Consider the following 18,682-nt stretch of genomic DNA (forward strand, 5'->3'; position numbering starts at 1 on the left):
GTCACCCGGACGGGTGACCGCCCTTCTCCGTTGCCGTGAGGGGTTCCTTGCTCTTCGTCCGGCTGCGAGTATGGTGATCATCGCCGTGCCTTCCGTACGACCGGTGACGATCCGTACGGGGCGGGGGGCCTTGACGAACCGCACGCAGCGCGCAATTCTCAGGACGCGTCGCCATAATCGATCCGAATCCGAGGCATGGATCGGCGACGAAGAGGGCAGGATCGATGTGCGCCTACGGCGTGGGTCCGAACGCAGTTGAGACAAGGTGTTGAGTACAACGAGGGTCTCGCAAAACCCGGCCTGGACATCAGTGTGCCAAGTGGCTACACTGACCCTTTGCGCTGCCTGTTAGCTGCTCCCTGCCCGTCACCAGGGGCACCCCCATGCAAGACATCGTCGCCTGACCAGCCCTTTTGAGGCCTGTCATCCGGTGTGTCCAGCTCGGGACCGGTACGCGCGTAGTGAGTCCGAGCCCTCGGAAGGACCCCCTCTTGGCCGCCTCGCGCAACGCCTCGACCACGAATACGAACAACGGCGCCAGCACCGCCCCGCTGCGCATCTCCTTTGCAAAGATCAAGGAGCCCCTCGAGGTTCCGAACCTCCTCGCGCTGCAGACCGAGAGCTTCGACTGGCTGCTCGGCAACGCCGTCTGGAAGGCGCGGGTCGAGGCAGCTCTAGAGAGCGGCCAGGACGTCCCCAGGAAGTCGGGTCTGGAGGAGATCTTCGAGGAGATCTCTCCGATCGAGGACTTCTCCGGGTCGATGTCGCTGACTTTCCGCGACCATCGCTTCGAGCCGCCGAAGAACTCGATCGACGAGTGCAAGGAGCGCGACTTCACGTACGCGGCCCCGCTCTTCGTCACCGCCGAGTTCACCAACAACGAGACCGGCGAGATCAAGTCCCAGACCGTCTTCATGGGCGACTTCCCGCTCATGACGGACAAGGGCACCTTCGTCATCAACGGCACCGAGCGTGTCGTCGTGACCCAGCTGGTCCGCTCGCCGGGTGTCTACTTCGATTCCTCGATCGACAAGACGTCCGACAAGGACATCTTCTCTTCCAAGATCATCCCGTCCCGGGGTGCCTGGCTGGAGATGGAGATCGACAAGCGCGACATGGTCGGTGTCCGTATCGACCGCAAGCGCAAGCAGTCCGTGACCGTACTGCTCAAGGCTCTCGGCTGGACGACCGAGCAGATCCTGGAGGAGTTCGGCGAGTACGAGTCGATGCGCGCCACCCTGGAGAAGGACCACACCCAGGGCCAGGACGACGCGCTGCTCGACATCTACCGCAAGCTGCGTCCGGGCGAGCCCCCGACCCGCGAGGCGGCCCAGACGCTGCTCGAGAACCTCTACTTCAACCCCAAGCGCTACGACCTCGCGAAGGTCGGCCGCTACAAGGTGAACAAGAAGCTCGGCGCCGCGGAGCCGCTGGACGCCGGTGTGCTCACCACCGACGACATCATCGCCACGATCAAGTACCTGGTGAAGCTGCACGCCGGTGAGACCGAGACGGTCGGCGAGAGCGGCACCCAGATCCTGGTCGAGACCGACGACATCGACCACTTCGGCAACCGCCGTCTGCGCAACGTCGGCGAGCTCATCCAGAACCAGGTCCGTACGGGTCTGGCGAGGATGGAGCGCGTCGTGCGTGAGCGCATGACGACCCAGGACGTCGAGGCGATCACGCCGCAGACCCTGATCAACATCCGGCCGGTCGTCGCCTCCATCAAGGAGTTCTTCGGCACCAGCCAGCTGTCGCAGTTCATGGACCAGAACAACCCGCTGTCGGGTCTGACCCACAAGCGCCGGCTCAACGCGCTCGGCCCTGGTGGTCTGTCCCGTGAGCGGGCCGGCTTCGAGGTCCGTGACGTGCACCCCTCGCACTACGGCCGCATGTGCCCGATCGAGACCCCCGAAGGCCCGAACATCGGCCTGATCGGCTCGCTCGCGTCGTACGGCCGGGTCAACGCGTTCGGCTTCGTCGAGACGCCGTACCGCAAGGTCGTCGGCGGTGTCGTCACCGACGACGTCGACTACCTGACCGCCGACGAGGAGGACCGCTTCGTCATCGCGCAGGCCAACGCGACGCTGTCCGAGGAGATGCGGTTCACCGAGCCGCGCGTCCTGGTCCGCCGTCGTGGCGGCGAGGTCGACTACATCCCCGGCGACGACGTCGACTACATGGACGTCTCGCCGCGCCAGATGGTGTCGGTCGCGACCGCGATGATCCCGTTCCTGGAGCACGACGACGCCAACCGCGCCCTCATGGGCGCGAACATGATGCGCCAGGCCGTGCCGCTGATCACCTCCGAGGCGCCGCTCGTCGGCACCGGCATGGAGTACCGCTGCGCGGTCGACGCCGGTGACGTCATCAAGGCGGAGAAGGAGGGTGTGGTCCAGGAGGTCTCCGCGGACTACATCACCATCGCCAACGACGACGGCACGTACACCACGTACCGCATCGCCAAGTTCTCCCGCTCCAACCAGGGCACCTCCGTCAACCAGAAGGTCATCGTCTCCGAGGGTGACCGGGTCGTCGAGAACCAGGTGCTCGCCGACGGTCCCGCCACCGAGCGTGGCGAGATGGCGCTCGGCAAGAACCTCCTCGTGGCGTTCATGCCGTGGGAGGGCCACAACTACGAAGACGCGATCATCCTCAGCCAGCGGCTGGTCCAGGACGACGTCCTCTCCTCGATCCACATCGAGGAGCACGAGGTCGACGCCCGTGACACCAAGCTCGGCCCCGAGGAGATCACCCGGGACATCCCGAACGTCTCCGAAGAGGTCCTCGCGGACCTCGACGAGCGCGGCATCATCCGTATCGGTGCCGAGGTCACGGCCGGGGACATCCTCGTCGGCAAGGTCACGCCCAAGGGTGAGACCGAGCTGACGCCGGAGGAGCGCCTGCTCCGCGCGATCTTCGGTGAGAAGGCCCGTGAAGTCCGCGACACCTCGCTGAAGGTGCCGCACGGCGAGACCGGCAAGATCATCGGTGTCCGCGTCTTCGACCGCGAGGAGGGCGACGAGCTTCCTCCGGGCGTGAACCAGCTGGTCCGCGTCTATGTCGCCCAGAAGCGCAAGATCACCGACGGTGACAAGCTCGCCGGCCGGCACGGCAACAAGGGCGTCATCTCCAAGATCCTGCCGATCGAGGACATGCCGTTCCTCGAGGACGGCACCCCGGTCGACATCATCCTCAACCCGCTCGGCGTCCCGTCCCGGATGAACCCGGGACAGGTCCTGGAGATCCACCTCGGCTGGCTCGCCAGCCAGGGCTGGAAGGTCGAGGGCAGCGACGAGTGGATGGAGCGGCTGAAGGCCATCGGCGCCGACGAGGTCGCCCCCGGCACGAACGTCGCGACACCCGTCTTCGACGGCGCGCGCGAGGACGAGATCTCCGGTCTCTTCGAGGCCACGATCCCGAACCGCGACGGCGAGCGGATGGTCAAGGCCTCCGGCAAGGCCAGCCTGTTCGACGGCCGCTCCGGTGAGCCGTTCCCCGAGCCGGTCTCCATCGGCTACATGTACATCCTGAAGCTCCACCACCTGGTCGACGACAAGCTCCACGCCCGCTCGACCGGTCCGTACTCGATGATCACCCAGCAGCCGCTGGGTGGTAAGGCCCAGTTCGGCGGTCAACGCTTCGGCGAGATGGAGGTGTGGGCGCTGGAGGCCTACGGCGCCGCTTACGCCCTCCAGGAACTGCTGACCATCAAGTCCGACGACGTGACCGGCCGCGTGAAGGTCTACGAGGCCATCGTCAAGGGCGAGAACATCCCCGAGCCCGGCATTCCCGAGTCCTTCAAGGTGCTCATCAAGGAAATGCAGTCGCTCTGTCTCAATGTGGAGGTGCTGTCCTCGGACGGTATGTCCATCGAGATGCGCGACACGGACGAGGACGTCTTCCGCGCGGCGGAGGAGCTCGGTATCGACCTGTCCCGGCGAGAGCCGAGCAGCGTCGAAGAGGTCTGACGGGTTGTCCGGCCGCTCCTGTCTCGGGGCGGCCGGCTCCTCCCGGACCCTCCCCTCGCGCCCTGGTGGGCTCGGGCGGGACCCCCTTCAGACCATTGATTGAGACTCGACCCCGAAAGAGGGATTGACGACAAGTGCTCGACGTCAACTTCTTCGACGAGCTGCGGATCGGCCTCGCCACCGCGGACGACATCCGGACCTGGTCCCACGGCGAAGTGAAGAAGCCGGAGACCATCAACTACCGCACGCTCAAGCCCGAGAAGGACGGACTCTTCTGCGAGAAGATCTTCGGCCCGACCCGGGACTGGGAGTGCTACTGCGGCAAGTACAAGCGTGTCCGCTTCAAGGGCATCATCTGTGAGCGCTGTGGCGTCGAAGTCACGCGCGCCAAGGTGCGCCGTGAGCGGATGGGCCACATCGAGCTTGCCGCTCCCGTCACCCACATCTGGTACTTCAAGGGAGTTCCCTCCCGGCTGGGGTACCTGCTCGACCTCGCGCCGAAGGACCTTGAGAAGGTCATCTACTTCGCCGCGTACATGATCACGTTCGTGGACGAGGAGCGCCGTACGCGTGACCTGCCGTCGCTGGAGGCGCATGTCTCCGTCGAGCGTCAGCAGGTCGAGAACCGCCGCGACTCCGACCTCGAGGCCCGCGCCAAGAAGCTCGAGACCGACCTGGCCGAGCTGGAGGCCGAGGGCGCCAAGGCCGACGTGCGCCGCAAGGTGCGCGAAGGTGCCGAGCGCGAGATGAAGCAGCTGCGCGACCGCGCGCAGCGCGAGATCGACCGGCTCGACGAGGTGTGGAGCCGCTTCAAGAACCTCAAGGTCCAGGACCTGGAGGGCGACGAGCTGCTCTACCGCGAGCTGCGTGACCGCTTCGGCACGTACTTCGACGGTTCCATGGGTGCCGCCGCTCTGCAGAAGCGCCTGGAGTCCTTCGACCTGAACGAAGAGGCCGAGCGGCTCCGCGAGATCATCCGTACCGGCAAGGGCCAGAAGAAGACCCGTGCGCTCAAGCGCCTCAAGGTCGTCTCCGCGTTCCTGCAGACCAGCAACAGCCCCAAGGGCATGGTGCTGGACTGCGTGCCGGTGATCCCGCCGGACCTGCGTCCGATGGTGCAGCTGGACGGTGGCCGCTTCGCGACCTCCGACCTGAACGACCTGTACCGCCGTGTGATCAACCGCAACAACCGCCTCAAGCGTCTCCTTGACCTCGGTGCCCCCGAGATCATCGTGAACAACGAGAAGCGGATGCTGCAGGAGGCCGTCGACGCGCTGTTCGACAACGGCCGCCGCGGTCGCCCGGTCACCGGTCCCGGCAACCGGCCCCTGAAGTCCCTCAGCGACATGCTGAAGGGCAAGCAGGGCCGTTTCCGCCAGAACCTGCTCGGCAAGCGTGTCGACTACTCGGCCCGTTCCGTGATCGTCGTCGGACCCCAGCTCAAGCTGCACCAGTGCGGTCTGCCGAAGGCCATGGCGCTGGAGCTCTTCAAGCCGTTCGTGATGAAGCGCCTGGTGGACCTGAACCACGCGCAGAACATCAAGTCGGCCAAGCGCATGGTCGAGCGTGGCCGCACCGTCGTGTACGACGTCCTCGAAGAGGTCATCGCCGAGCACCCGGTGCTGCTGAACCGTGCTCCGACCCTGCACCGCCTCGGTATCCAGGCCTTCGAGCCGCAGCTGGTCGAGGGCAAGGCCATCCAGATCCACCCGCTCGTCTGCACCGCGTTCAACGCGGACTTCGACGGTGACCAGATGGCCGTCCACCTGCCGCTCTCCGCGGAGGCGCAGGCCGAGGCCCGCATCCTGATGCTGTCCTCGAACAACATCCTCAAGCCGGCCGACGGCCGTCCCGTCACCATGCCCACCCAGGACATGGTGCTCGGCCTCTTCTTCCTCACCACGGACGAGGAGGAGCGCGAGGTCATCGGCGAGGGCCGGTCCTTCGGCTCCAGCGCCGAGGCCACGATGGCGTTCGACAACCGCGAGCTCTCGCTCCAGGCGAAGGTCGACATCCGCTTCCCGGTGGGCACCATCCCGCCGCGCGGCTGGACCCCGCCGGTCGGCGAGGACGGCGAGACCAACGCCGAGTGGCAGCAGGGCGACCCGTTCCGGCTGCGTACGACTCTGGGCCGCGCGCTCTTCAACGAGCTGCTGCCCGAGGACTACCCGTTCGTCGACTACTCGGTCGGCAAGAAGCAGCTCTCCGAGATCGTCAACGACCTCGCCGAGCGCTACCCCAAGGTCATCGTGGCGGCGACGCTCGACAACCTGAAGGCGGCCGGCTTCTTCTGGGCGACCCGCTCCGGTGTCACCGTCGCCATCTCCGATGTCGTCGTGCCCGAGGCGAAGAAGGCGATCGTCCAGGGTTACGAGGTCCAGGACGAGAAGGTCCAGAAGCAGTACGAGCGCGGTCTGATCACCAAGGACGAGCGCACCCAGGAGCTCATCGCGATCTGGACCAAGGCGACCAACGAGGTCGCCGAGGCGATGAACGCGAACTTCCCGAAGACCAACCCCATCTTCATGATGGTGAACTCGGGTGCTCGTGGAAACATGATGCAGATGCGTCAGATCGCCGGTATGCGTGGTCTGGTGTCCAACGCCAAGAACGAGACGATTCCCCGTCCCATCAAGGCGTCGTTCCGTGAGGGCCTGTCCGTGCTGGAGTACTTCATCTCCACGCACGGTGCCCGTAAGGGTCTGGCCGACACCGCCCTGCGTACCGCCGACTCGGGTTACCTGACCCGTCGTCTGGTGGACGTCTCGCAGGACGTCATCATCCGCGAGGAGGACTGCGGCACCGACCGCGGCCTCAAGCTGCGGATCGCGGAGCGCGGCGAGGACGGTGTCCTGCGCAAGGCGGAGGACGTCGAGACGTCCGTGTACGCGCGGATGCTCGCCGAGGACGTCGTCGTGGACGGCAAGGTCATCGCACCGGCCAACGTCGACCTGGGCGATGTCCTGATCGACGCGGTCGTGGCGGCCGGCGTGGAGGAGGTCAAGACCCGCTCGGTCCTGACCTGTGAGTCCGCGGTGGGCACCTGTGCCTTCTGCTACGGCCGTTCGCTGGCCACCGGCAAGCTGGTCGACATCGGTGAGGCGGTCGGCATCATCGCCGCCCAGTCCATCGGTGAGCCCGGCACCCAGCTGACGATGCGTACCTTCCACACCGGTGGTGTGGCGGGCGACGACATCACGCAGGGTCTGCCGCGTGTCGTCGAGCTCTTCGAGGCCCGTACGCCCAAGGGCGTCGCGCCGATCTCCGAGGCCGCGGGCACCGTCCGCATCGAGGAGACCGAGAAGACGAAGAAGCTCGTCGTCACCCCGGACGACGGAAGCGAGGAGACGCCGTTCCCGATCTCCAAGCGCGCCCGGCTGCTCGTGGGCGACGGTGACCGGGTCGAGGTGGGCCAGAAGCTCACGGTCGGCGCCACCAACCCGCACGACGTGCTGCGGATCCTCGGTCAGCGCGCGGTCCAGGTCCACCTGGTCGGCGAGGTCCAGAAGGTCTACAACTCGCAGGGTGTGTCGATCCACGACAAGCACATCGAGATCATCATCCGGCAGATGCTCCGCCGGGTGACGATCATCGAGTCCGGCGACGCGGAACTGCTGCCGGGCGAGCTCGTCGAGCGCTCGAAGTTCGAGACCGAGAACCGTCGTGTGGTCACGGAAGGCGGCCACCCGGCCTCCGGCCGTCCGCAGCTGATGGGTATCACCAAGGCCTCGCTGGCCACGGAGTCGTGGCTGTCGGCGGCGTCCTTCCAGGAGACGACCAGGGTCCTGACCGACGCGGCGATCAACGCCAAGTCGGACTCCCTGATCGGCCTCAAGGAGAACGTCATCATCGGAAAGCTCATCCCGGCGGGCACGGGTCTCTCCCGCTACCGCAACATCCGGGTGGAGCCGACCGAGGAGGCCAAGGCCGCGATGTACTCGGCCGTCGGCTACGACGACATCGACTACTCCCCGTTCGGCACGGGCTCCGGCCAGGCGGTCCCGCTGGAGGACTACGACTACGGTCCGTACAACCAGTAAGTAGCGATACGAAGGGCGGCCACCCCTTGGGGGGTGGCCGCCCTTCGGCGTTTCACGAGTGGTCGTACGTGTGGCGGTGGAGTGCGTGCAATCGGGCGCGACTGTCCGGGTGCGAGGCGAGTAGACGTGCCAGCAGAGCTGCTCCGCCGGTTTCCCTACGTGAGGGTTCCTCGGCGTACGGTCCGCTGAACAGAGCTGTGAGCTGCGGTGTGAGACCGAGCCCGCTCGCGTACCTGTCCGCCCGCATCTCGGCGCGGCGGCCGACGGCGGAGATCAGGAACGGTCCGGCTACACACAGCAGGACCAGGCCGTTGGTGAGAACGACCGCGAGGGCTGCTGCGGCCCCCAGCGTCAGCACGATCACTTCGGCCACGATCGGTGACCGTCTGCGGGCGATGAGGATGCCCCTGAGAACCAGGCGCCAGGCCAGTCGGCCGGGCAACGAGTACCAGTACGTCATAGAGGCAGACCATGCGTGGCCGCCAGCGTGGTGGCCGAGTTCATGAGCCAGGACCGCCGCGAGCTGGCCGTCCGGCAATCGTTCCAAGGCGTGGCGTGTGACGCTCACGATGTGTCCACCGGTCACGGCGGCGTTGATGTCCGCGCTCTCCTCGACCCACAGCGTGTACGCCGAGGCGTCGACGCCGGCCCGCGAGGTCACCTCGCGCCACAGCGGCCGTAATTTTGTCAGTTCATCGGGGGTTGGGTAGTGCAGACCGAAGATTAACCGCGCCAGCAGGTTCTCGACCGGACGAACGAGGGCGAGAGCGCCGCTGGCGCCCCACAGTCCGACCCACACCCAGAGTGGCAGCGCTGTCAGCTCCGCCAGGACGAGTGCCAGGCCGGTCACGATCAAGAGGCTGAGAAGCGCGTTGGGTATGTGCAGGGCGAGGTGTCCGATCGTGGTCATGTCCACGCTGCGGTGGCGGGCGGTGATATGGATGCGGCCCTCGTGGAGTCCCAGTGTCTCCGGATCGCCGTCGCCCCTGGGCTCACGCTCGTGGTACGAACGGTGCGCCTGGTCGGGGTAGCGGGGGTCGGGGCCGGTCACGGCCGACTCCTCTCGATCGCCGTTCCTGACTCCGGCGGGGAGGTGGGCTCGGTGTACGGGGCAGGGGACGAATTCGTCAGTACGCGGTTGATGGTCTCGACCACGTAGTTCTTGGGCCCCTCCAACTGATGGCTCTCCAGTCCGTGGTCCGACAGAATCCTGTCCACCAAATGGAGCTGGTTTGCAACCAGTTCGCTCTGGTCCTTGCGGAGGTTCTCCACGACCAGTGCGGTGTCCTCCGGATGCTGGACGAGGTGGATCACCAGTGCCGCGAAGCCGCCCTTCGCCAAGTGGTGCTCGTAGAAAGCGATCTTCTCCTCGGCGATCCTCCGCTCGTACTCCTGTGCTTCGAGGTCGCGGCGCAGTCTCTCCATCCGGACACGGTGTTCGGGAAGACCCGCGACCGCTTCGTGCCGGGCGACGCGCAGCCGCTCGCTCTGCGACCGTTCCCCCTGGTCCGTTCGCAGGCTTACGGTGCAACCCACCCGGAGACCTTCGTCCTCGGCGAGCGGCGGCGCAGAGTCGACGGACCGCTGGACTGCGGCTTCGGCATCCCTGACCGTGTCGATCGGCTGCAGACGGCTTGCCTGTCGCAGAAGCTGACCGAGACGAGGGCCGAGCAGCGCGGGCACGTCGCGGACGCCGCAGCCGATCACCTTTTCCGGCTCAACGACCTGCCAGGTCAGGTCGGCGACGGCCTCGAACGGGAAGGCGTCCACCGCACTTGGCAGAGGGAGTTCCAGCCTGAAGTGGTGCAGCGCCATGTCCACTTCGTAGAGGGCGACGTAGTGCTTGCCGGCGGTATCGCTTCTGCGGGGCCTGTGCGGTGGTTTGAACACGTCGTAGGTGGCCTGAGCCGTCACGAACACGAGCGCAAGGTCGACATGGGTCTGCGGACGCCGCCTCGCGTACTCGAAGCGTGAGAGCTGGCGTACGGTCCGCACCGGGTCCTTGAGACCGGTCGGCCGGTCGGCCGACCAGGTTGGCTCGGACGGGCCACTGGACTCCGTCATTGGATTCTCCTTCTCAGAGGGCTCAGCGTGGAACGGCTGTCAGGAGTCGCCCGGCGACTGGCGGCGGAGGGCCACCGTCCGCGCTCGACATGGTCCGCAGCAGGTGTCCGAGTCGCAGGCGCTCCGACGGCTCCTGGGCGAGGTCCGTCACCAGCCGGGCGAGCACCGGTTCCGCCACCGGGGTCTGTTCCGCGTGTCTCACCCAGCTAGCCAGGATTCCCAGGGCGTGGTCGGTGTGGTGACGGTCGTTAAGTGCGAAGCGCCAGAGCACCGTCAACTGGTCTGACTGCAAGGGCGATTCGTCCAGAGCGCCGCCGTACCACTCCAGAACGAGCGGGTGCGGCCCGGCCTCGTCCCCTCGTTGCTCGCAGGCCAGCAGAAAGGCACCGAGCAAGGGGCCGCGAAGCGAAGGCTCGTCACGGGCCAGGTCGGACAGCTTGGCCAGCACAGGGCTGCGGGCGGAGAGCAGGAGGAGTTGGACGGCTTCTATCAGCTCCAGCAGCTCGTCGTTCATCTCGTCCTCTTCGGGATCCTTCGTACGGTCCCTCTTGCGGCAGTACTCGCGGGTGGCGGCGATCAGCGCGTTCAACGGTTTCTCGGGAAGGGCGGGTCCCAGCAGCCCGTATGCACGGATGGCCGTCCACCGGAGGTTCTCGTCCTCGCCCACACACCAGTCGTGAAGGATCTCCGGAATGGCCGGTGCTCGCAGAAGGTGGGCCAGTGTGAGGGTGTTGGCGGCGGCCAGCCGGGCGGCGTAACTCCTGCCTCTGGCCCACGGTTCGACGAGATGTGCCAGTCCGGAGGAGAGATCGGACTTGGTGAGTACCGCCGCCGCGGCGGAGGCTCTGGTGCGGACGAGAGGTCTGGGGTCGGTCGCGAGTTCCCGGAGCCACGAGACGAGGGCGGCGCGCGCCGAGGGGTAGAGCATCCACGCCGTGTCCAGCAGCCGGGTCGGCAGGGTGTCGTCTTTGAAGGCGGCCATGTACTGGTCAACGGGGCCCCACGCGGTCAGCTCGGCCTCGTGGTAGCCGCGCGCTCGGGCGAGACCGAGGCGGGCGCGGCGCGAGCTACCGAACACGGGCACGCCTTCACGTATCGCCGGATTCTCGGTGGCGTGGAGAAGACGGAACAACCTGTCGGACAGTTCCGCCGCGAGAGCGTACGGCGCCCCGTCGAAGACGCTCAGCGAGATGAGGAATGCCTTGTCGCGCAGATGTGTGCCCTCGTCCGTGAGCCAGGACTCGACCTGCGTCTGTGCGGACTGAGCTCCGTAGGAGGAGAGTTCTTCCTCGGTGGCTCCGCCGGCGATCACCGAGAGAAGCCGCTGCGCGAAGTCCGCCGCCTCCCCAGGGGTGTGATCCTCATCGAGGAAGCCGCGTACCGCCGCTAGGTCCCGGACCTGTTCCCAACCTGACGCACCCTGACACGAACGGACATGCGCCGCCAGTACGTCTTCGCAGGAGGGCGGTTCCCAGGCCAGGTGCGCCAGGTTGCGCCGGGTGGCGGACTCGGTGACCGTGATGACCAGATGGCCGTCAACGCGTGCCAACTGCTCTCGTATGGCGAACAGATGGGTCTCCCGAAGCGGCCGGGTCCGGCTCACCGACATGTCGGCCAGCAGAAATCCGGCGGGGACGCCGAGGAGATCGCGTACCGCCACCGGTGATGTGGTGGAATCGATGGAGCGGACATGTTCGACACCCAGCCGGTGGAGCAGCATCAGGGCGGCGGAGCGGCGACCCGTGGAGTCTCCGCCCGAGAGGACGAGTACGCGTTCGCTGCGCAGGCGGGTCAGTGCCTCGGCGAAGAGCGCGCTCTCCACGAAGGTGACGGACATCCGGGCAAGGGAGTCCGCCGGGATTTCGCCGGACAGGGCGGGCGTCTCGCGGTCTCCGCCGATCTGGATGTTGAGGTTGCCGTGTACCTCGCCACCGCCGGTCAGGCCGTACTGATTGCCGTGGACAAGGTTTCCGGCCAGATTCCCGGGGCTGTGTTCGATGAGATCTCGCCTGGCAGCCCAGGCCGGCGGCCGCTGTTCGGGGGCCGCGTCCGTCCTTTCCTGTTTCTCCTGTTTCTCTTCCTCTTCGGCCCCCGTCGGCTTCGTGTCGTCGCTCGCCGTCTCCGGCTGCGCCGCGCTCACGGCCGGTCCTTCCGGGGGGTCCTGTCGAAGGAGAAGTTGAGGTCACCATGGTTGGTGCCGCCGGCGATGCCGTACTGGTCCCCCATGATCCGCGTGCCGACGGGTGATTGCGGTTCCGTCGGCTTTCCCGTTACCGGCGCACCGCTCACGTCGGGCGCGTCCGGCTCCGACTCCACGGTCCGCGCACTGCCCGTCTGAGCCGGCTCGGACGCGGGAGCCGGCCCGTGCAGCCACGCGGAGAGCCGGCCGTTCTTGCTCCCGGGTGCGATGTGGTGGAAGTCCTCCGGCCGGATACCGGGATGGCCGTGTCGCACAATCCCCTGGTGTACGGAGTCCGAGACGCAGAGCGCGAAGTCGTCGGGACGTTCCCGCAAAGCGTCCCGCAGCAGTTGCGCGTCGAGTAGGCGGCAGGCGTGATTGAGGTCGGAGCCCACCCAACCGTCGTGGGCGTCAATGGTGACGTACCCGGTCGCGAGGACGGCGCGCAGCCGGATCTGTGCGCTGCTGGAGGCCATGCGGTTGGTCTTGCGCAGCTGGACCGGTACCTCGGCGAGCAGGGTGCGCAGCAGAACGCTCACCGGAGCGTTGGCGTCGATCAGTTCCATCACCGAGTCGCCACGGTCGGCGCGCAGTCGCTGGGCGGAGTCAATGCCTGCGGCGTCCAGGGTCTGATCGGCGATGTCGTAGAGCATCCGGCGCAGGAACGACTGCTCGATGTCGTCGCGGTCGCTGTAGCGCTCGATGTCGAGGAGGAGAATCGTGCGGTTCACAGGGGTGTTCATGGTCGCCTCTCGGTCGGTTTGCCGAACGACGACAGACTGACCGGAACCGGGACTGAGCGGTGAGGGCGTATGACTCTGACGAAGTGTGACCGTGTGCACAGACGCGGTCGGGACCTTCAGCCGTTTCCGCCCACCCGGCGCAGAACATCCGGGCGCAGGATGATCAAAGTGCGTCGGCCGGTCATGATGACCTTGCGCTCACGTAATTCTTTGAAGAGGCGCTGCACCATCTCGCGCGAGGCGCCGATGGAACCCGCGAGTTCCATTTTGCTCAGCGGTACGGCCAGTTCGATGCCTTCCGGGATGGTGCGGCCGTGGGTCCTGGCCAGCTCAAGCAGCAGAGCGGCGAGGCGCTCACGCACGGTGAGCGAGGCGAACTCCAGACGTCTGCGGTCGCCGGCTCGGCTGCGGTCGCTGGCGAGGCCGAGAAGTTGCAGCATGGCTTCGGGGTACTCCGCCAGATACTTCCGGAATCCGTCGTGGTCGATCACTGCTGCCCGGACTGGTTCGAGCGCGGTGACGGTGGCCGAGCGTGGCCTTCCGGTGAGAGCGGCCGACTCGCCGATGATGTCCCCGGGGCCACGGAGGGCCAGGAGCATCACATATCCGTTGGGCGCGGTGGTGGTGACCTTGGTCCAGCCCTGCAGGACCAGCAGGATGTGGGCCGACGGCTCGAACTCGCGCAGCAGTACCGCGCGACGCGCGAACCGCATCTCGCGCCCCAGGGTGAGCAACCCCTCACGTTCAGTGGCTTCGAGCCGGGCCAGGTAAGGGACCCGGTCGTCGAGACCGTCGTCGCCGGGAGTCGGCACCCGTACCATCGCGCCTCCCGTCCCTCGTCCAGGCCTCTCGTCCAGGCCTCAGGGATCAACGTACTGAAGTGGGCATCCGTCAGGGCGGGAACAGGCAAGAGTGCCCTGTTGACAAGCCCTCCTGGGCTGGGAAGCCGGTGGCGTCCGGGCCTGTCGGCATTTGTTTTGACCGGAGTCGATGAGGTAGGTACGCTCAGACCTTGTGCCTGGGGTGTGCCTGGGCTCCTGTGCGTGTCCTCAACCGCATGGTGAGTTCGGACAAAGGCCACCGCGATCTGCGCTTTCCTCGCCTCCAGCGGGATCTTGCAGTATCCGACACACCCGACCGCGTGGGTCGGGGAGTGTTCCAGGTTAGTTTCACCGACGGCACACAGAAACCGGAGAAGTAGTGCCTACGATCCAGCAGCTGGTCCGGAAGGGCCGGCAGGACAAGGTCGAGAAGAACAAGACGCCTGCCCTCGAGGGTTCCCCTCAGCGCCGGGGCGTCTGCACGCGTGTGTTCACGACCACCCCGAAGAAGCCCAACTCCGCCCTGCGGAAGGTCGCGCGTGTGCGGCTGACCTCCGGTATCGAGGTCACGGCTTACATTCCGGGTGAGGGACACAACCTGCAGGAGCACTCCATCGTGCTCGTGCGTGGTGGCCGTGTGAAGGACCTGCCGGGTGTTCGCTACAAGATCATCCGCGGTTCCCTGGACACCCAGGGCGTCAAGAACCGCAAGCAGGCCCGCAGCCGCTACGGCGCCAAGAAGGAGAAGTAAACAATGCCTCGTAAGGGCCCTGCCCCGAAGCGCCCGGTCATCATCGACCCGGTCTACGGTTCTCCTCTTGTCACGTCGCTGATCAACAAGCTTCTGCTCAACGGCAAGCGTTCCACCGCCGAGCGGATCGTCTACGGCGCCATGGAAGGCCTCCGCGAGAAGACCGGCAACGACCCGGTCATCACGCTGAAGCGCGCGCTTGAGAACGTCAAGCCCTCGCTCGAGGTCAAGTCCCGCCGCGTCGGCGGCGCCACCTACCAGGTGCCGATCGAGGTCAAGCCCGGTCGCGCCTCCACCCTCGCGCTGCGCTGGCTGGTCGGCTACTCCCGCGCCCGTCGCGAGAAGACCATGACCGAGCGCCTCATGAACGAACTGCTCGACGCCTCCAACGGCCTCGGCGCTTCGGTCAAGAAGCGTGAGGACACGCACAAGATGGCCGAGTCCAACAAGGCCTTCGCGCACTACCGCTGGTAGCCGGCGCCCACATCGAGACCGAGAGAAGATTGAGCCTCATGGCCACCACTTCGCTTGACCTGGCCAAGGTCCGCAACATCGGGATCATGGCCCACATCGACGCGGGCAAGACGACCACCACCGAGCGGATCCTGTTCTACACCGGTGTGAGCTACAAGATCGGTGAAGTCCACGACGGCGCTGCCACGATGGACTGGATGGAGCAGGAGCAGGAGCGCGGCATCACGATCACGTCTGCCGCGACGACCTGTCACTGGCCGCTCGACGATGTCGATCACACGATCAACATCATCGACACCCCGGGTCACGTCGACTTCACCGTCGAGGTGGAGCGTTCGCTCCGCGTCCTCGACGGCGCCGTCACCGTGTTCGACGGTGTGGCGGGCGTCGAGCCGCAGTCCGAGACCGTATGGCGACAGGCGGACCGCTACGGCGTGCCGCGTATCTGCTTCGTCAACAAGCTCGACCGGACCGGCGCGGAGTTCCACCGCTGCGTCGACATGATCTCGGACCGCCTCGGCGCGGTCCCGATCGTGATGCAGCTCCCGATCGGTGCCGAGGCCGACTTCAAGGGCGTCGTCGACCTCGTGTCGATGAAGGCCTTCGTCTGGTCCGCCGAGGCCACCAAGGGCGAGATGTACGACGTCGTCGACATCCCGGACACGCACACCGAGGCCGCCGAGGAATGGCGCGGCAAGCTTCTCGAGGTCGTGTCCGAGAACGACGACGAGATGATGGAGCTGTACCTGGAGGGCCAGGAGCCCACCGAGGAGCAGCTGCACACGGCGATCCGCCGTATCACGCTCGCCTCCAAGGGCGCGGCCGACTCCGTCACCGTCACGCCCGTCTTCTGCGGGACCGCGTTCAAGAACAAGGGCGTCCAGCCCCTGCTCGACGCGGTCGTGCGCTACCTGCCCTCCCCCCTCGACGTCGACGCCATCGAAGGCCACGACGTCAAGGACCCGGAGCAGATCGTCAGGCGCAAGCCGTCCGACGACGAGCCGTTCGCCGGCCTCGCCTTCAAGATCGCGAGCGACCCGCACCTGGGCAAGCTCACCTTCGTCCGGATCTACTCCGGTCGCCTCACGGCCGGCACCGCGGTGCTGAACTCCGTGAAGGGCAAGAAGGAGCGCATCGGCAAGATCTACCGTATGCACGCGAACAAGCGTGAGGAGATCGAGTCGGTGGGCGCCGGTGACATCGTCGCCGTCATGGGCCTGAAGCAGACCACCACCGGTGAGACGCTGAGCGACGACAAGAACCCGGTGATCCTGGAGTCCATGGACTTCCCGGCGCCGGTCATCCAGGTCGCGATCGAGCCCAAGTCCAAGGGCGACCAGGAGCGTCTGGGTGTCGCCATCCAGCGCCTCGCGGAGGAGGACCCCTCCTTCCAGGTTCACTCGGACGAGGAGACCGGCCAGACCATCATCGGTGGTATGGGCGAGCTTCACCTCGAAGTGCTTGTCGACCGCATGAAGCGCGAGTTCCGCGTGGAGGCGAATGTCGGTAAGCCGCAGGTCGCTTACCGTGAGACGATCCGCAAGGCCGTCGAGCGTATCGACTACACGCACAAGAAGCAGACCGGTGGTACCGGCCAGTTCGCGAAGGTGCAGATCGCGCTGGAGCCCATCGAGGGCGGCGACGCGACCTACGAGTTCGTGAACAAGGTGACCGGTGGCCGTATCCCCAGGGAGTACATCCCCTCGGTGGACGCGGGTGCGCAGGAGGCCATGCAGTTCGGCATCCTCGCCGGCTACGAGATGGTGGGCGTGCGCGTCACCCTTCTCGACGGTGGCTACCACGAGGTCGACTCCTCCGAGCTCGCCTTCAAGATCGCCGGTTCGCAGGCGTTCAAGGACGGTGCCCGCCGGGCGTCGCCCGTGCTTCTCGAACCGATGATGGCCGTCGAGGTCACCACGCCCGAGGACTACATGGGCGATGTCATCGGCGACCTCAACTCCCGCCGTGGCCAGATCCAGGCCATGGAGGAGCGCAGCGGCGCTCGCGTCGTGAAGGGCCTCGTGCCCCTCTCGGAGATGTTCGGCTACGTCGGAGACCTCCGCAGCAAGACGTCGGGTCGCGCAAGCTACTCGATGCAGTTCGACTCCTACGCCGAGGTTCCCCGGAACGTCGCCGAGGAGATCATCGCGAAGGCCAAGGGCGAGTAGCTCGTCCCGAGCACGCTTTAGGCTTGTCACCGGCAAGCCCTGGGGCCGCCGGACAACGCGTACGGGAGACCGTGCGAGTGTCCGGTGCCCCGGGCCCCGGCATCCCAGCAAAGATCACCTGGCGCCGATGAGTAAGGCGTACAGAACCACTCCAGGAGGACCCCAGTGGCGAAGGCGAAGTTCGAGCGGACTAAGCCGCACGTCAACATCGGCACCATCGGTCACATCGACCACGGTAAGACGACCCTCACGGCCGCCATTACCAAGGTGCTGCATGACGCGTACCCGGACCTGAACGAGGCCTCGGCCTTCGACCAGATCGACAAGGCTCCCGAGGAGCGCCAGCGCGGTATCACCATCTCCATCGCGCACGTCGAGTACCAGACGGAGTCGCGTCACTACGCGCACGTCGACTGCCCCGGTCACGCGGACTACATCAAGAACATGATCACGGGTGCGGCGCAGATGGACGGCGCCATCCTCGTTGTCGCCGCGACCGACGGCCCGATGCCGCAGACCAAGGAGCACGTGCTCCTGGCCCGCCAGGTCGGCGTGCCGTACATCGTCGTCGCGTTGAACAAGGCCGACATGGTGGACGACGAGGAGATCCTCGAGCTCGTCGAGCTCGAGGTCCGTGAGCTCCTCTCCGAGTACGAGTTCCCGGGCGACGACCTGCCGGTCGTCAAGGTCTCGGCGCTCAAGGCGCTCGAAGGCGACAAGGAGTGGGGCCAGACCGTCCTCGACCTGATGAAGGCCGTCGACGAGTCGATCCCGCAGCCCGAGCGTGACGTCGAGAAGCCGTTCCTCATGCCCATCGAGGACGTCTTCACGATCACCGGCCGTGGCACGGTCGTCACCGGCCGTATCGAGCGCGGTGTGCTCAAGGTCAACGAGACCGTCGACATCGTCGGTATCAAGACCGAGAAGACCACCACCACGGTCACCGGCATCGAGATGTTCCGCAAGCTGCTCGACGAGGGCCAGGCCGGTGAGAACGTCGGTCTGCTCCTCCGTGGCATCAAGCGCGAGGACGTCGAGCGCGGCCAGGTCATCATCAAGCCCGGTTCGGTCACGCCGCACACCGAGTTCGAGGCCCAGGCCTACATCCTGTCGAAGGACGAGGGTGGCCGTCACACCCCCTTCTTCAACAACTACCGCCCGCAGTTCTACTTCCGTACGACTGACGTGACCGGCGTCGTGACCCTCCCCGAGGGCACCGAGATGGTCATGCCGGGCGACAACACCCTCATGACGGTCGCGCTGATCCAGCCGGTCGCCATGGAGGAGGGCCTGAAGTTCGCCATCCGTGAGGGTGGCCGGACCGTGGGCGCCGGCCAGGTCACCAAGATCAGCAAGTAATCGCTGATCGACCTGGTAGCTCCCGCACGAGCAGCCAAGAAGTGGGGCGCCCGCCCCGGGGGTGTGGGGGGCCCCCGGGCTCTGACGGCGGGGCCGCGGGGGGGGGGGA

11 protein-coding genes are annotated in these 18,682 nt (G+C 66.4%); 6 read left to right on the plus strand and 5 right to left on the minus strand.

What is annotated here, in order from left to right; translation table 11 throughout:
• Positions 1–491: 491 nt before the first annotated feature.
• Positions 492–3,974: a DNA-directed RNA polymerase subunit beta gene (gene rpoB / locus ACFWU9_RS10605; RefSeq protein WP_384316414.1), complete on the plus strand. Its 3,483-nt coding sequence runs from the start codon at positions 492–494 to the stop codon at positions 3,972–3,974.
• A gap of 134 nt (positions 3,975–4,108) precedes the next feature.
• Positions 4,109–8,014: a DNA-directed RNA polymerase subunit beta' gene (locus tag ACFWU9_RS10610; protein ID WP_189107666.1), complete on the plus strand. Its 3,906-nt coding sequence runs from the start codon at positions 4,109–4,111 to the stop codon at positions 8,012–8,014.
• Positions 8,015–8,066: 52 nt separating this feature from the next.
• Here the strand turns inward: ACFWU9_RS10610 and ACFWU9_RS10615 are convergent, their stop codons facing one another.
• The 5 genes from ACFWU9_RS10615 to ACFWU9_RS10635 form a co-directional block, all read right to left on the minus strand.
• Positions 8,067–9,065: a M48 family metalloprotease gene (locus tag ACFWU9_RS10615; protein ID WP_384316416.1), complete on the minus strand. Its 999-nt coding sequence runs from the start codon at positions 9,063–9,065 to the stop codon at positions 8,067–8,069.
• Complete coding sequence (locus ACFWU9_RS10620) at positions 9,062–10,078, minus strand: hypothetical protein (protein WP_384316418.1); 1,017 nt, start codon at positions 10,076–10,078, stop codon at positions 9,062–9,064. Before ACFWU9_RS10620 ends, ACFWU9_RS10615 begins: the two co-directional genes overlap by 4 nt.
• A gap of 22 nt (positions 10,079–10,100) precedes the next feature.
• A complete protein-coding gene (locus ACFWU9_RS10625; protein WP_384316420.1) occupies positions 10,101–12,218 on the minus strand; it encodes a hypothetical protein in 2,118 nt (705 codons plus the stop codon).
• Entirely contained in the window at positions 12,215–13,000 is a 786-nt protein-coding gene (locus ACFWU9_RS10630) for a hypothetical protein (protein ID WP_384316422.1), read from the minus strand. The genes ACFWU9_RS10625 and ACFWU9_RS10630 overlap by 4 nt, the downstream gene beginning before the upstream one ends.
• A gap of 116 nt (positions 13,001–13,116) precedes the next feature.
• Positions 13,117–13,821 carry a Crp/Fnr family transcriptional regulator gene (locus ACFWU9_RS10635; RefSeq protein ID WP_384316424.1) on the minus strand — a complete coding sequence of 235 codons (705 nt, stop codon included), beginning with the start codon at positions 13,819–13,821 and terminating at the stop codon, positions 13,117–13,119.
• Between the two features lie 379 nt (positions 13,822–14,200).
• On the opposite strand from ACFWU9_RS10635, the gene rpsL reads away from it, so the two are divergent.
• The 4 genes from rpsL (at position 14,201) to tuf (ending at position 18,573) form a co-directional block, all read left to right on the plus strand.
• Entirely contained in the window at positions 14,201–14,572 is a 372-nt protein-coding gene (gene rpsL / locus ACFWU9_RS10640; RefSeq protein ID WP_003948652.1) for a 30S ribosomal protein S12, read from the plus strand.
• Positions 14,573–14,575: 3 nt separating this feature from the next.
• Complete coding sequence (rpsG, locus tag ACFWU9_RS10645) at positions 14,576–15,046, plus strand: 30S ribosomal protein S7 (protein ID WP_023539364.1); 471 nt, start codon at positions 14,576–14,578, stop codon at positions 15,044–15,046.
• A 38-nt stretch (positions 15,047–15,084) separates the two neighbouring features.
• The gene (gene fusA / locus ACFWU9_RS10650) at positions 15,085–17,214 is read left to right on the plus strand and encodes an elongation factor G (RefSeq protein ID WP_189107663.1); all 2,130 of its coding nucleotides are present in this window, start codon (positions 15,085–15,087) and stop codon (positions 17,212–17,214) included.
• A 165-nt stretch (positions 17,215–17,379) separates the two neighbouring features.
• Entirely contained in the window at positions 17,380–18,573 is a 1,194-nt protein-coding gene (tuf, locus tag ACFWU9_RS10655; RefSeq protein WP_189107662.1) for an elongation factor Tu, read from the plus strand.
• The last annotated feature ends 109 nt before the right edge of the window (positions 18,574–18,682 follow it).

Origin of the sequence: Streptomyces sp. NPDC058653, assembly GCF_042716895.1 — a bacterium.
GTDB lineage: Bacteria > Actinomycetota > Actinomycetes > Streptomycetales > Streptomycetaceae > Streptomyces.

Bases quoted from the DNA above. Each gene is read 5' to 3' on its own strand.
- ACFWU9_RS10635 (WP_384316424.1), bottom strand. From the start codon at position 13,821: ATGGTACGGGTGCCGACTCCCGGCGACGACGGTCTCGACGACCGGGTC.
- rpsG (WP_023539364.1), top strand. From the start codon at position 14,576: ATGCCTCGTAAGGGCCCTGCCCCGAAGCGCCCGGTCATCATCGACCCG.
- ACFWU9_RS10620 (WP_384316418.1), bottom strand. From the start codon at position 10,078: ATGACGGAGTCCAGTGGCCCGTCCGAGCCAACCTGGTCGGCCGACCGG.
- fusA (WP_189107663.1), top strand. From the start codon at position 15,085: ATGGCCACCACTTCGCTTGACCTGGCCAAGGTCCGCAACATCGGGATC.
- ACFWU9_RS10630 (WP_384316422.1), bottom strand. From the start codon at position 13,000: ATGAACACCCCTGTGAACCGCACGATTCTCCTCCTCGACATCGAGCGC.